This is a genomic window from Curtobacterium sp. MCLR17_042 (assembly GCF_003234695.1).
GTDB classification, from domain to species: domain Bacteria; phylum Actinomycetota; class Actinomycetes; order Actinomycetales; family Microbacteriaceae; genus Curtobacterium; species Curtobacterium flaccumfaciens.
On record NZ_QKTD01000012.1, the window covers coordinates 72,098 to 85,512 of the forward strand.

General features: G+C 69.7%; 12 protein-coding genes. 9 read left to right on the forward strand and 3 right to left on the reverse strand.

What is annotated here, in order from left to right:
* Window positions 1–11: 11 nt before the first annotated feature.
* Together nrdR and DEJ02_RS12770 are read left to right on the forward strand one after the other, a co-directional pair.
* Entirely contained in the window at window positions 12–512 is a 501-nt protein-coding gene (gene nrdR / locus DEJ02_RS12765; RefSeq protein WP_111023127.1) for a transcriptional regulator NrdR, read from the forward strand.
* Window positions 509–1,585: a quinone-dependent dihydroorotate dehydrogenase gene (locus tag DEJ02_RS12770; protein ID WP_111033334.1), complete on the forward strand. Its 1,077-nt coding sequence runs from the start codon at window positions 509–511 to the stop codon at window positions 1,583–1,585. Before nrdR ends, DEJ02_RS12770 begins: the two co-directional genes overlap by 4 nt.
* 234 nt (window positions 1,586–1,819) lie before the next feature.
* Here the strand turns inward: DEJ02_RS12770 and DEJ02_RS12775 are convergent, their stop codons facing one another.
* Window positions 1,820–2,395 (reverse strand): DUF3043 domain-containing protein, encoded by a 576-nt coding sequence (locus DEJ02_RS12775; RefSeq protein ID WP_110860179.1) that lies wholly within the window; start codon window positions 2,393–2,395, stop codon window positions 1,820–1,822.
* A 52-nt stretch (window positions 2,396–2,447) separates the two neighbouring features.
* Between DEJ02_RS12775 and DEJ02_RS12780 the strand changes: the two genes are divergently transcribed.
* The 6 genes from DEJ02_RS12780 to DEJ02_RS12805 all read left to right on the forward strand — a co-directional run bounded on the left by DEJ02_RS12780 (window position 2,448) and on the right by DEJ02_RS12805 (window position 9,222).
* Entirely contained in the window at window positions 2,448–3,899 is a 1,452-nt protein-coding gene (locus DEJ02_RS12780; protein WP_071405429.1) for a dipeptidase, read from the forward strand.
* 58 nt (window positions 3,900–3,957) lie between these two features.
* Window positions 3,958–4,326, forward strand: a complete 369-nt coding sequence (locus tag DEJ02_RS12785; RefSeq protein WP_035808216.1) for an iron-sulfur cluster assembly accessory protein — start codon at window positions 3,958–3,960, stop codon at window positions 4,324–4,326.
* A gap of 292 nt (window positions 4,327–4,618) precedes the next feature.
* The gene (gene coxB / locus DEJ02_RS12790) at window positions 4,619–5,521 is read left to right on the forward strand and encodes a cytochrome c oxidase subunit II (RefSeq protein WP_027465265.1); all 903 of its coding nucleotides are present in this window, start codon (window positions 4,619–4,621) and stop codon (window positions 5,519–5,521) included.
* Window positions 5,522–5,532: 11 nt separating this feature from the next.
* Complete coding sequence (gene ctaD / locus DEJ02_RS12795; RefSeq protein ID WP_027465266.1) at window positions 5,533–7,269, forward strand: cytochrome c oxidase subunit I; 1,737 nt, start codon at window positions 5,533–5,535, stop codon at window positions 7,267–7,269.
* Between the two features lie 4 nt (window positions 7,270–7,273).
* On the forward strand, window positions 7,274–7,690 hold the full coding sequence (locus DEJ02_RS12800; RefSeq protein WP_111030352.1) for a cytochrome c oxidase subunit 4: 417 nt from the start codon (window positions 7,274–7,276) through the stop codon (window positions 7,688–7,690).
* Window positions 7,691–7,848: 158 nt separating this feature from the next.
* Window positions 7,849–9,222 carry a glucose-6-phosphate dehydrogenase gene (locus tag DEJ02_RS12805; protein ID WP_071405720.1) on the forward strand — a complete coding sequence of 458 codons (1,374 nt, stop codon included), beginning with the start codon at window positions 7,849–7,851 and terminating at the stop codon, window positions 9,220–9,222.
* 114 nt (window positions 9,223–9,336) lie between these two features.
* On the opposite strand, the gene DEJ02_RS12810 is transcribed toward DEJ02_RS12805, so the two are convergent.
* Both DEJ02_RS12810 and DEJ02_RS12815 read right to left on the reverse strand, forming a co-directional pair.
* Window positions 9,337–11,283, reverse strand: a complete 1,947-nt coding sequence (locus DEJ02_RS12810; protein WP_258378731.1) for a glycoside hydrolase family 15 protein — start codon at window positions 11,281–11,283, stop codon at window positions 9,337–9,339.
* 78 nt (window positions 11,284–11,361) lie between these two features.
* Complete coding sequence (locus tag DEJ02_RS12815; RefSeq protein ID WP_111033335.1) at window positions 11,362–12,426, reverse strand: App1 family protein; 1,065 nt, start codon at window positions 12,424–12,426, stop codon at window positions 11,362–11,364.
* Window positions 12,427–12,696: 270 nt separating this feature from the next.
* On the opposite strand from DEJ02_RS12815, the gene DEJ02_RS12820 reads away from it, so the two are divergent.
* Window positions 12,697–13,227 (forward strand): TetR/AcrR family transcriptional regulator, encoded by a 531-nt coding sequence (locus tag DEJ02_RS12820; RefSeq protein ID WP_181440354.1) that lies wholly within the window; start codon window positions 12,697–12,699, stop codon window positions 13,225–13,227.
* The last annotated feature ends 188 nt before the right edge of the window (window positions 13,228–13,415 follow it).

Consider the following 13,415-nt stretch of genomic DNA (forward strand, 5'->3'; position numbering starts at 1 on the left):
TGGGGAACGACATGTTCTGCCCCTTCTGCCGCCACCCGGACTCCCGCGTCGTCGACTCACGGACGAGCGACGACGGAACCTCCATCCGCCGCCGTCGACAGTGCCCCAACTGCGGCCGACGGTTCTCGACCACCGAGACCGCCTCGCTCAACGTGGTGAAGCGCAACGGGGTCACCGAGCCGTTCAGTCGCGACAAGATCGTCTCCGGCGTGCGCAAGGCGTGCCAGGGGCGCCCGGTCACCGACGGTGACCTGGCCGTGCTCGCGCAGCGCGTCGAGGAGACCGTGCGGTCCTCCGGGTCCAGCCAGATCGACGCGAACGACATCGGCCTCGCGATCCTCGCGCCCCTCCGGGAGCTCGACGAGGTCGCCTACCTGCGGTTCGCGAGCGTCTACCAGGCGTTCGACTCGCTCGAGGACTTCGAGGACGCCATCGGCCAGCTCCGCCGCGACCACCACGCGGCATCCGACACGGCCGCCGGGTCGTCCACACCGTCCGGCACGCGCGCGTGAGCGGCATCGCCGAACGCATCGTGCGCGGCGGCTACCGCGTCGTGTTCCGCTCCGTGTTCGCGAACATGGACCCGGAACGTGCCCACCACCTGGCCTTCGCCGTCATCGCCGGGCTGCCCCGCGTGCCGTTCCTGAGCGGCGTCGTCGAGCGGTACTGCCGTCCCGCGGCGGCCGACGGCATCACCACGATGGGCATCCACTTCCCGTCGCGCTTCGGCCTGGCGGCCGGGTTCGACAAGGACGCCCGCGGCATCGCCGGGCTCGGCCTGCTCGGCTTCGGCCACGTCGAGGTCGGCACGATCACCGCCAAGCCGCAGCCCGGCAACGAGCGCCCGCGCCTGTTCCGGCTGATCGGCGACCGCGCCCTGATCAACCGCATGGGCTTCAACAACCACGGCGCCGCAGCGGCCGCCCGGCGCCTCGAGCGCGCCCGCCGCAACCCCGGTCGCCCCGTCATCGGCGTGAACATCGGCAAGAGCCGGATCGTCTCCGTCGAGGACGCCATCGACGACTACCTCGAGTCCACCCGTCGGCTCGCGACGTTCGCGGACTACCTGGCGGTCAACGTCAGCTCGCCGAACACGCCCGGTCTGCGCGGACTGCAGGAACTCGACCAGCTCCGACCGCTGCTGTCCGCGGTGCGTGACGCCGCCGGTCGCACGCCGGTGCTCGTCAAGATCGCACCGGACCTGACCGACGAGCAGATCGACGCGATCGCGGGCCTCGCGGTCGAGCTCGGGCTGTCCGGGGTGATCGCCAACAACACGACGATCTCCCGGGACGGGCTGACCGCCGATCCGTCCGACGTCGAGGCGATGGGTGCCGGGGGACTCTCCGGTGCGCCGGTCGCCGCCCGCTCGCTCGAGGTGCTGCGTCGCGTCCGCGCCGCGGTGCCCGCCGACTTCTGCGTCATCGCCGTCGGCGGCGTGACCACCGAGCAGGACGTGCAGGACCGCATCGACGCCGGGGCCACGCTCGTGCAGGGATACACGGCGTTCCTCTACGAGGGACCGACCTGGGCGGCGCGCATCAACCGGCTGCGCCGTCGGCGGCTGCGTCGCGCCGCGCGGTAGACGCGACCACCTGACGGACTGGAGGCCCGTGGCGACACCGCCACGGGCCTCCAGTCCGTGCTGGGGGTGCGCCCACGGCCGCTTCGTGAGCAGGAATGGTCGGGTGCGCCCCGCCCACCCGACCATTCCTGCTCACGAAGCACGAGCGGGGGAGTGGGGGAGTGGGAAGTGGCGGAGCGGGAACGACGAAGCGCCGCCCGGCAGGTCGGGCGGCGCCTCGTCGTGTGCGTGTGGCTAGAGCGTGGGGTACTGCCCACGCCGGACCTGGGGCTTCGGCAGCCGCAGGAAGCGCAGCTGCCACGCCCGCGTGAGGATGTAGAGGAACGTGCCGCGCTGGAACTCGCCGAACTTGGTGGTGAGCTTGCGGCGGAGCGACAGCCACAGCACGACGCAGTCGATGATGAACAGCGCCACGAACGCCCACACCAGCAGGAGCGAGTAGGAGGCGATGACGGTCTGCGCGGCGGCGAACCCGACGATGAGGAACAGCACGAGCACGGGCATCATGACCTCGCCGACGTTCCAGCGGGCGTCGATCCAGTCGCGGACGAAGCGTCGCTGCTCACCGCGGTCCTTCGCCGGCAGGTAGCGCTCCTCGCCGTTGGCCATGCCGACCCGGGCACGCTCGCGCTCCGAGTTGAGGCGGGCACGGGCGGCCTTCTTGTCGACCGGCGTGTTGCCGACGAGGGGGCGGCGGTTCGCTGCCTCTCGCTCGCGGCGGGACGGCGTGGGGCGGCCCTTGCCCTGCTCGAGGAGCTCGGCCTCGGTCGGGTTGACGGTCGTGTTGGTCTTGGGGGCTGCCTTCGCCACGGTGCGTTCCTAACGGCGGTGTGCGTGCGGGATCTCCTCTAGATTACCGGGCATGACCGACAGCGAACAGCACAGCCCCGCGACCGACCCCGCGCTCCTCGACGCCCTGCGCGAACACGTGCAGGGTGCACTGCCCACGACGATCGCCGACCTGTCCGCGCTGGTGCGCCTGCCGTCGGTGTCCTGGTCGGCCTTCGACCCGGCGAACGTGCGCGCGAGTGCCGAGGCCGTCGCGGACCTCGCCCGGTCGACCGGGGTCTTCGGCGCGGACGACGTCCGGATCGTGCGGTCCGCGGTGTCCGGGTCGACGGCCGACGTCGCGGAGGCCGACGCGGAGACCGAGCTCGGCCAGCCCGCGGTGCTCGCGGTGCGCCCGGCGCGGAACGGCAAGCCGACGGTGATGCTCTACGCCCACCACGACGTGCAGCCCCAGGGCGACGAGGCCCTGTGGGAGACGCCGCCGTTCGAGCCGACCCTGCGCGGTGACCGCCTGTACGGCCGCGGCGCCTCGGACGACAAGGCCGGTGTGATGACGCACATTGCGTCGCTCCGCGCCGTGCACGCCCAGTTCGGTGACGACCTCGACCTCGGGATCGTGCTCTTCGTCGAGGGCGAGGAGGAGTTCGGCTCCCGCTCGTTCCGCACGTTCCTGCGCGAGCAGAAGGAGCACCTCGCCGCCGACGTCATCGTCGTGGCGGACAGCGACAACTGGTCGACCGAGGTGCCGTCGATCACCGTCTCGCTGCGCGGCAACGTCACCTTCAAGCTCACCTTGACCACGCTCGAGCACGCCAGCCACAGCGGGATGTTCGGGGGAGCAGCCCCGGACGCGATGATCCCGATGGTGCGGCTGCTCGCCTCGCTGCACGACGCCGACGGCTCGGTCGCCGTCGAGGGGCTGTCCTCGTACGAGGCCGACGTGCCGGAGCGCACCGAGGACGAACTCGCCGTCGACGCCGCTCTCGTGCCCGGTGTCCGCCCGATCGGCACCGGCGCCGTGCTGTCCCGCATGTGGTTCCAGCCGTCGATCACGGTGACCGGCATGGACGTGCCGAGCGTCGCGAACGCCTCGAACACCCTGCTGCCGACGGTCTCGGCACGGGTCTCGGTCCGCGTCGCCCCCGGTCAGGACGCCCGGCAGGCGTCCGCGGCCGTCGAGCGGCACCTGCGCGAGCACGTCCCGTTCGGCGCACGGATGGAGATCACCGAGCCGGACAGCGGCGACGGGTTCCTCGTCGACACCGCCGGCTGGGCCGTCCAGGAGGCCCGCACGGCAATGCGGGAGGGCTGGGGCGCCGAGGCGGTCGAGCAGGGCATCGGTGGGTCGATCCCGTTCGTGTCCGACCTCGCCGCGGAGTTCCCGGACGCGCAGATCCTGGTCACCGGCGTCGAGGACCCGGACACCCGTGCCCACAGCCCGAACGAGTCGCAGCACCTCGGCGTCCTGCACCGTGCCATCGCGTCGGAGACGATCCTGCTCGCCAGGCTCGCGACGCGCAGCTGAGGGTGCTTACAATCGACGCCAGGCGCGGTGACCAGCACCGCCCGGAGGGAGACGCGCGATGAGCGACACCATCACCGAAGCACCGGCGACCGAAACGCAGTCGCACGGCGTCCTCCTGAGCGACGCCGCTGCCGGCAAGGTGGCGAGCCTGCTCGAACAAGAGGGCCGTGACGACCTGCGCCTGCGCCTCGCCGTCCAGCCGGGTGGCTGCTCCGGCCTGATCTACCAGCTCTACTTCGACGAGCGCCTGCTCGACGGTGACGTCACCGCCGAGTTCGACGGGGTCGAGGTCGTCGTCGACAAGATGAGCGTCCCGTACCTCGACGGCGCGACGATCGACTTCGAGGACACGATCCAGAAGCAGGGCTTCACGATCGACAACCCGAACGCGCAGGGCAGCTGCGCCTGCGGTGACAGCTTCCACTGATCGCCAGCGATCCGACACGCGAGCGGGGAGCGACCGGAAGGGTCGCTCCCCGCTCGCGTTCGTGTGACCGGACGTGGCGCGCCGGGGCGCGGTGTGACCGGGCGAAATCGTGCCCGCAGACGTGCGGATCGAGGCCAGAACCGTGTCGTGTGTGCGCGAGCGGTACCGAGCTGCGAGTAAGCTAGGAGTGTTCCAATCAAGCTGGGAGCCAGCCATGCGCCGCCTTCGTGCGGCTCGCCGTCGGACTCGACGGGCTGACCTCCGAAGCTCACGTCTTTTGCGAGAGGTAACAGTGCGTTCGAATCGCCGTATACGTTGGGCGGCCGTCCCGGTGGCCGTCGGTCTGGTCATCGCACTGGCTGGCTGCACGCAGCAGCAGATGAACGGATGGCTCCCCGGCACGGAGGAGACGAAGAACGTCACCAACCACACGAGCCGCATCGTCGGCCTGTGGACCACCAGCTGGGTCGTTCTCCTCGCCGTCGGTCTCATCGTCTGGGGCCTGATCATCTGGGCCGCGATCGTCTACCGCCGCCGGAAGGGCCAGACCGGCCTGCCCGTGCAGATGCGGTACAACATGCCGCTCGAGATCTTCTACACGATCGTGCCGCTGATCCTCGTGCTCGGCTTCTTCGCCTTCACCGCGAAGGATCAGGCCGCGATCGAGAAGCCCTTCGCCGACCCGGACGCCACCGTGCACGTGTACGGCAAGCGCTGGGCGTGGGACTTCAACTACATCAACAAGGACAACCCCGAAGAGAGCGTCTACTACCAGGGCATCCAGGCCCAGGAAGAAGAGAACGCCAACGGGGCGATCGACGAGTCGCAGCTGCCGACCCTCTACCTGCCGAAGGGCAAGAAGGTCGCGATCGAGCTCTCCTCGCGCGACGTCGACCACTCCTTCTGGGTCATCGACTTCCTTTACAAGAAGGACATGCTCCCGGGTAAGACCAACTGGGAGTACTTCATCCCGGAGAAGCTCGGCACGTACCAGGGCAAGTGCGCGGAGCTCTGCGGTGAGTACCACTCGCTGATGCTCTTCCAGGTGAAGGTCGTCACGCCGGCGCAGTACCAGGACTACCTCGACACCCTGAAGGACCAGGGCAAGGTCGGTCTGCTCGGTGACGAGTACAACACCAACACCAACGAACCGAACAACAAGGCGCCGGTCGAGGCGTCCAGCGAGAACAAGTAGGGGCTCGTCAGATGACAACGTCACTCGTCGGCCAACCGACCCAGACCTCGTCGCCGGACTTCCAGGCGTCGAAGGTGGGTCGGAAGGGCAACATCGTCGTCCGGTGGATCACCTCCACCGACCACAAGACCATCGGGTACATGTACCTGATCGCGTCGTTCATCTTCTTCCTGCTCGCAGGTGTGATGGCCCTCGTGATCCGTGCCCAGCTCTTCGAACCCGGCCTGCACGTGGTCGCGACGAAGGAGCAGTACAACCAGCTGTTCACGATGCACGGCACGATCATGCTGCTGATGTTCGCGACGCCGCTGTTCTCGGGCTTCGCGAACGCGATCATGCCGCTCCAGATCGGTGCGCCAGACGTCGCCTTCCCGCGACTCAACGGCTTCGCCTTCTGGCTCTACCTGTTCGGCTCGCTCATCGCGGTCGGCGGCTTCCTCACCCCGCAGGGCGCTGCCTCGTTCGGGTGGTTCGCCTACGCGCCACTGAGTGACACGACGTTCACACCAGGGCTCGGCGGCACACTCTGGGTCTTCGGGCTCGGCATGACCGGCTTCTCGACGATCCTCGGCGCGGTGAACTTCATCACCACGATCATCACGATGCGTGCCCCGGGTCTGACCATGTTCCGCATGTCGATCTTCACGTGGAACACCCTCGTGACGGCGCTCCTCGTCCTGATGGCCTTCCCGGTCCTCGCGACGGCGCTCTTCGGCCTCGGGCTCGACCGCGTGTTCGACGCGCAGATCTTCAACCCGGCCAACGGCGGGGCCCTGCTCTGGCAGCACCTGTTCTGGTTCTTCGGGCACCCCGAGGTCTACATCATCGCGCTGCCGTTCTTCGGCATCGTCTCCGAGGTCTTCCCGGTGTTCAGCCGCAAGCCGATCTTCGGGTACAAGACCCTGGTCTACGCGACCATCTCCATCGCGGCCCTCTCGGTCACGGTGTGGGCGCACCACATGTACGTCACCGGCGGAGTCCTGCTCCCGTGGTTCTCGCTCATGACGATGCTCATCGCGGTCCCGACCGGCGTGAAGATCTTCAACTGGGTCGGCACGATGTGGCGCGGTTCGGTCACGTTCGAGACGCCGCTGCTCTGGGCCCTCGGCTTCCTGATCACCTTCACCTTCGGTGGTCTGACCGGTGTCATCCTGGCGTCGCCGCCGCTCGACTTCCACGTGTCCGACTCGTACTTCGTCGTCGCGCACTTCCACTACGTGGTCTTCGGAACCGTCGTGTTCGCGATGTTCTCCGGCTTCTACTTCTGGTGGCCGAAGTGGACCGGCAAGATGCTGAACGAGCGTCTCGGCAAGATCCACTTCTGGCTCCTGTTCATCGGGTTCCACACCACGTTCCTCATCCAGCACTGGCTGGGCGTCATCGGCATGCCGCGTCGCTACGCGACCTACCTGCCGAACGACGGCTTCACCTGGATGAACCAGCTGTCGACGATCGGCTCGATGATCCTGGCGATCTCGTTCCTGCCGTTCATCTTCAACGTCTACGTGACCGCCCGGAACGCACCGAAGGTCGCTGTGAACGACCCGTGGGGCTACGGCCGCTCGCTCGAGTGGGCGACCTCCTGCCCCCCGCCGCGCCACAACTTCACGTCGATCCCGCGTATCCGTTCGGAGTCCCCGGCCTTCGACCTGAACCACCCCGAGGCCGGTGTGCCGATCGGTGTGGGTCCCGCGAAGGACGCCCCCGATGCCCCGACCTACGACGCCGCGAAGGGCGAGGTGAAGTAACGCCATGCGCGCGAACACCAACCTGTTCTGGATCCTCTTCGGGTTCTTCATCCTGGCGGACGCCGCCTACACGATCTGGGCGCTGATCTACTACGGCGAACCCGAGTGGGTGGGCACCGTCGCGATCGGCCTGACCGGCCTGATGTCGGCGTTCATCGCCTTCTACCTCGGCAAGGTGATGGCCTCCCAGGGCGGCGTCCTGCCCGAGGACCGCCCGGACGCCAACATCGAGGACGGTGACGCCGAGCTCGGGCACTTCAGCCCCTGGTCGTGGTGGCCGATCCTGCTGGCCGCCGCGGTCGCCGTGTGCTTCCTCGGCGTGGCCGCCGGCCTGTGGATCGTCCCGATCGGACTCGTCCTCGTGGCGATCACCCTGGTCGGCTGGGTCTACGAGTACTACCGCGGCAACTTCGGGCACTGACCCGGCGCTGCAGCGCACCTGACACTTCGGGCGGCACCAGAACGGTGCCGCCCGAAGTGCGTCTAGGAGACGATCTCCGGTCCCGATCCGGAACAAACGGGCCCGCCCGCGACTTGACTGGAGCGGACCTCCCACCACAGCGAAAGGAGTCACCTCAGGTGACCGACAAGCGCACCCTCATCATCTTCGGCGCGACGGGCGACCTCGCCTCCCGCCTGCTCCTGCCGGGCCTCGGCACGTTCCTGCAGAGCGGCCGTGCCGTCCCCGTGCAGCTGATCGGCACGGGCCGCAGCGAGCGCAGTCCCGAGAAGTGGAAGGACATCGTCACGCAGTCCTTCGCGTCGCAGGACGTCAAGGGGCCGGAGGTCGACGCGACCATCGAGTCGACGCAGTTCATCCAGGGCGACCCCACCGACCCGAAGCACCTCGAGGCGCTCCTGGCCGCGGCCGACTCCGAGCCGATCCTGTACTTCGCCCTCCCGCCGCAGATCGCCTCCGACATCTGCGAGGCGCTCGAGCACGTCGAGCTCCCCGAGGGCACGACCCTGGCCTTCGAGAAGCCCTTCGGCACCGACGTCGCCAGCGCCCAGGCCCTCAACGAGACGGTGCTGAAGCTGGTCCCGGAAGAGCGCGTGCACCGCACCGACCACTTCCTCGGACGCACCACGGTCCTGAACATCATCGGTCTGCGCTTCGCGAACCGCCTGTTCGAGCCGATCTGGAACGCCGACAACATCGAGAAGGTCGACGTCTTCTACGACGAGACCCTCGGGCTCGAGAACCGCGCTCAGTACTACGACGAGGCCGGCGCGATGGTGGACATGATCCAGTCGCACCTGCTGCAGATCCTCGGCATCGTGACGATGGACGCCCCGGCGGACATCGACGCGGTCGAGTTCCGCTCGTCCCTGGCCCGGGTGCTCCGTTCGACCCAGCTCAAGGGCGGCGACCCGAAGATCGCGTCGCGTCGCGCCGTCTACACGGCCGGCACGATCGACGGCAAGGAGCTGCCGTCGTACCAGGACGAGGACGGCGTCGACAAGTCGCGGAGCACTGAGACGCTCGCCGAGATCTCGGTCGAGGTCGACACGGCCCGCTGGAAGGGCGTTCCGTTCACGCTGCGGTCCGGCAAGGCACTCGGCAACAGCCGGAAAGAGGTGCTGATCACCTTCAAGCCGGTCACGCGTCTGCCCTCCGGTCTGAGCGGTCGCCCGAAGGCGGACACGCTCCGCATCGTCCTGAACCCGGACGAGATCGAGCTGACCGTGTCGGCAAACGGCGGTGGCAACCCGTTCGAGATGGGCCAGGTCACCCTGTCGTCGTCGTTCAGCGACGGCGAGCTCACCCCGTACGGCGAGGTCCTGAACGGCATCTTCCACGACGACCCGCTGCTCTCCATCCGCGGCGACGTGGCCGAGCGCTGCTGGGAGATCGTGGAGCCGGTCGTCGCCGCGTGGAAGGCCGACGAGGTCCCGCTCGAGGAGTACCGCGCCGGTTCGCGCGGCCCGGCGGACTGGGAGTCGTCGTCCTGACGGACGCGCTGCCGACGTCCTGAACGGACGCCCTGACGGACGGGAGGCCCGGTGCCAGCTGGCACCGGGCCTCCCGTCCGTCGTGGAGTCGCCATCAGGGCATCGCAAGACGCATCAGGCGGGGGAGCCGGCGCGCTCACCCTCGCCGGTCCACGACCGGGTGCCGCCGTCGTGGACGGGCAACCGCGTGCGGTGCCCGACGGTCGCGCCACGGGCGCGCTCGATGGCGTCCGCTGCCGACACGAGCGTCAGGTGCGACAGCACCTGCGGGGTGTTGCCGATGTGGTGTCCGGTGGCGACGTCGATCTCCTCGGAGAGCATGCCGACGTCGTTCGCGTACCCGACGAGCACGTCCATCAGTCGCTCGGCGTCCTCGACCCGACCCGAGGCGGCGTACTGCTCCACCAGCCAGAACGAACACGCCAGGAACGGGTGCTCGGCGCCGGACAGTCCGTCGAAGCCGGCCGTCGTGCGGTAGCGGAGCACGAGGCCGTCGTCGCCGACCCGCAGGTCCTCCTCGATGGCGCGCACGGTGCCCGTCATCCGGGGGTCGTCGGCGCGGCAGAACCCGACCTGCGGCAGGACGAGCAGGCTCGCGTCGACCTCGTCGGTGTCGTAGTGCTGGCGGAACGAACCGCGCTCCGCGTTCCAGCCGTGCTCCTCGATCTCGGCGCGGACCGTGTCGCGCAGGGTGCGCCACCGGTCGACGGGGCCCTCGAGGCCGAACTCCTCGACCGCGGCGACCCCGCGGTCGAACGCGGCCCAGATCATCACCCGCGAGTGCGTGAAGCTCCGCCGCGGCCCCCGCATCTCCCAGATGCCGTTGTCCGGCTCCTGCCAGTGCTCCTCGACGTAGCCGAGCAGTGCCCGCTGCAGCGCCCAGGAGTCGGCGTTCTCCTCGACCCCGAGCTCGCGGGCGTCGTGCAGTGCCGCGAGCACCTCGCCGAAGACGTCGCCCTGGTACTGCGTCGAGGCGCCGTTGCCGACGCGCACGGGTGTCGACCCGAGGTACCCGGGCAGCTCGGGCAGCTCCCGTTCGGGCAGCTCGCGTTCGCCGGCGATGCCGTACATGATCTGCACGTCGGCGGGGTCACCGGCGATCGCGCGCAGCAGCCAGCCGCGCCAGTGCGTGGCCTCGTCGCGGTAGCCGTGGGCGATGAGCGACGCGAGCGCGAGGGACGCGTCGCGCAGCCACACGTAGCGGTAGTCCCAGTTGCGTTCGCCACCGGGATCCTCCGGCAGGCCCGTGGTCGCGGCGGCGACGACGCCACCGGTCTCGCCGTGGGTCATCGCGCGGAGGAACACCAGCGACCGTCGAGCAGCGTCGGCGTACCGGCCGGTGGTCTGCGCCGGGGCGGTCCAAGCCGTCCACCACGAGATGGTGTGGGCGAGAGCCGCGTCGACGTCGAGCGGCTCCGGCGGCTCGCGGTGCGACGGGTACCAGGTGAGCACCGTGTCGAGCACGTCGCCGTCGTGGATCGTCGTGACGGCGGTGTGCCGGTGGTCGTCGGCGCGGAACCGCGGCCCCCGGACGATCACCGAGCCAGGGCCCGCCGTCGCGAGCAGCGCCGGTTCGTCCTCGTCCCCGATCTGCCGGATCCACGGCAGGGCCCGTGCGTAGTCGAACCGGATCCGGAGCGTCTGCCGGAGCTCGACGGTGCCGCGGAGCCCGCGCACCCGGCGGACGATCGAGGGGCGGTGCGCGCCGACGGGCATGAACTCGGTGACCTCGACCACACCGTCACGGGTGGTCCAGACGGTCGAGAGCACCAGGGTGTCGCCGTGGTACCGCCACTCGGCGGTGGCGTCGTCGTCGACGGGTCGCAGGGTCCAGTGGCCGTGGTCCTCGGTGCCGAGCAGCGAGGCGAAGGTGGACGAGCTGTCGAAGCGTGGCAGGCACGCCCAGTCGATGGTCCCGTCGCGGCCGACCAGGGCAGCGGTGCCGGTGTCGCCGATCAGGGCGTGGTCCTCGATGCGGTTCGGCGGTGTGGTCGGTGCAGCTGGGTGCGGTGCGGCTGTGTGTGGTGCGGCTTCGGGCGGTGCGGCCGGCTCGGTGCTCATGGACCGATCGAACACCCGGTGCCCGAGCGCCGCGGTCGACCACGGGGTTGCCGGGCGGCGATCGTGATGAAGGGTCGCTCAGGCCGGGTCGGAGGCGTCGGACTCGATGATGCCGATCCGCGCGAGTTCGCTCCACAGGCCGGCGCCGTCCGGTGCGTACACCCAGGGTGCCGACGAGTCACGGGAGCGTTCCTGCGCCCGCGACCGGCCACCGGCCAGGACCGCTTCGCTCGTGGACAGCTGCCGGATGGCGACGCCGGCGACGTTGTCCGGGTGCTCCCGCGAGAAGTCGCCGTAGAGGCTCTCGTCGTGCTGTCCGTCGTCGCCGACCAGGAGCCAGCGGATGTCCGGGAAGTCCTTCGCGAGCCGTCGCAGGTTCTCCTGCTTGTGCAGCTGCCCGCTGCGGAAGAACCGGTCGTGGGTGGGACCCCAGTCGGTGAGCAGGAGCGTGCCGGACGGGTACATGTTGCGCGACAGGAAGCGCTGCAGCGTCGGGGCGACGTTCCACGCTCCGGTCGACAGGTAGACCGTCGGGGAACCGGGGTGCTGCGCGAGGATCCGCTCGTACAGCACGGACATGCCGGGCACGGGGCGGCGGGCGTGCTCGGTCAGCACGAACGAGTTCCAGGCGGCGAGCATGGGGCGGGGGAGCGAGGTCACCATGACGGTGTCGTCGATGTCGGACAGCAGCCCGAAGCGGGTGTCCGGGTGCACGACGAACACGTCGGCCTCGACGTCGCGCCCGCCGCCCGCCGACAGCCGTACGGTGCGCCAGCCGGGCTCGAGGTCGATCGGGACGATGGTGTCGACGACGCCGCCACGGTCGGTCTGGACCACGTGGGAGACCCCGCCGGCGGTGACGGTGACCTCGGCGTGGTCGACGGCGACGCTCGTGAAGCTCTTCCAGCCGCGGACGCCCGCGTAGGAGACGTCGGAGGCGAGACCGCGGCGCGTCAGCAGCACACGGCAGAGGATGCGCACCCAACCGGGCGCGCCGTAGCCGGTGTACGGGACCACCGTCGGGACGAGTCCGCGACGGCGCGCACGGTGCTCGCGGAACTCCTGGACGGCGTCCTCGATGCGGGCCGCGCGGTGCAGGAGCGGCTCGGCCAACGACGGCTCGTGGGGCGTCGGGTCGGGCATGGCGTCATCCTCCCACGGGCGGCTGACGAAACCCGCGCGCTGTACAGAACTGGTGCGTCGCAAGTGGTGAGTCGCAGCCACGTTCCAGGTGTGTTCTGCGAAAGTTGTCCCCGTCACACCAACCAACCGCGCTGGAGCGCAAGAGGAGAACACGTGCTCGTCACCGAGGTAACGAACGCTCTGCCGGGGGGATCATCACTGCTCAGGAACGAGCCGGTCCAAGCCCGCAGTTCGGCGCGCCTCGCCGGCCTCCTCGACGCCGCAGCCGCGGTGATCGACGAGATCGGGTTCGAACGGCTCACGACCGCCATGGTCGCCGAGCGCGCGGGGGCGTCGATCGGCACCGTCTACCGGTACTTCCCGGACCGCATCGCCGTGGTCGAGGCACTCGCGATCCGCTGCACCCAGCGGCTCGCCTCCCGCTTCGTCGAGGCGCTCGACGCCAGCGGCGCCGAGACCTGGCAGGACGCCAACGACGCGCTCATCGACATGACCGCAGAGATGTACCGCACCGAGCCCGGCTTCCGGGCCATCCGCTTCGGCGACCCGGCGGACACCGGAACGGGCGACGCGGAGGACCGCATGGGTGCGCTCGGCGCGACCGTCGGCCAGATCATGCGCGACCGTTTCGGCCTGCCGGACGACGAGCGCATCACCCGCGCGTGGGTCGTCCTCGCCGAGTCCGGCCACGCGGTGCTGGCGCGGGCGCACCGCGACCGCGAGCACCCCGACACGGAGCTGATCGAGGAGTACCGCCGGATGAACCGCGCGCACCTGGAATCGGTGATCGCCGCGTCCTGACGATCCCGTCGGACCGGCGCGACACGCCGGAGACCGAACCGACCCGCCCGCGCCTCCGAACACCGAGGCGCGGGCGTCGTCGTCCCCCGTCGGATCGCGCAGTACCGGTGGTGTCCGCGGAACGAACCGTGGTCCGGAACCCGTCACGCGGCGTCGCGACCGAACCGATGTCGGCACCCCCGGGTACT

Bases quoted from the DNA above. Each gene is read 5' to 3' on its own strand.
- nrdR (WP_111023127.1), top strand. From the start codon at position 12: ATGTTCTGCCCCTTCTGCCGCCACCCGGACTCCCGCGTCGTCGACTCA.
- DEJ02_RS12815 (WP_111033335.1), bottom strand. From the start codon at position 12,426: ATGCCCGACCCGACGCCCCACGAGCCGTCGTTGGCCGAGCCGCTCCTG.
- DEJ02_RS12780 (WP_071405429.1), top strand. From the start codon at position 2,448: ATGACCGACAGCGAACAGCACAGCCCCGCGACCGACCCCGCGCTCCTC.
- DEJ02_RS12810 (WP_258378731.1), bottom strand. From the start codon at position 11,283: ATGAGCACCGAGCCGGCCGCACCGCCCGAAGCCGCACCACACACAGCC.
- DEJ02_RS12785 (WP_035808216.1), top strand. From the start codon at position 3,958: ATGAGCGACACCATCACCGAAGCACCGGCGACCGAAACGCAGTCGCAC.
- DEJ02_RS12800 (WP_111030352.1), top strand. From the start codon at position 7,274: ATGCGCGCGAACACCAACCTGTTCTGGATCCTCTTCGGGTTCTTCATC.
- ctaD (WP_027465266.1), top strand. From the start codon at position 5,533: ATGACAACGTCACTCGTCGGCCAACCGACCCAGACCTCGTCGCCGGAC.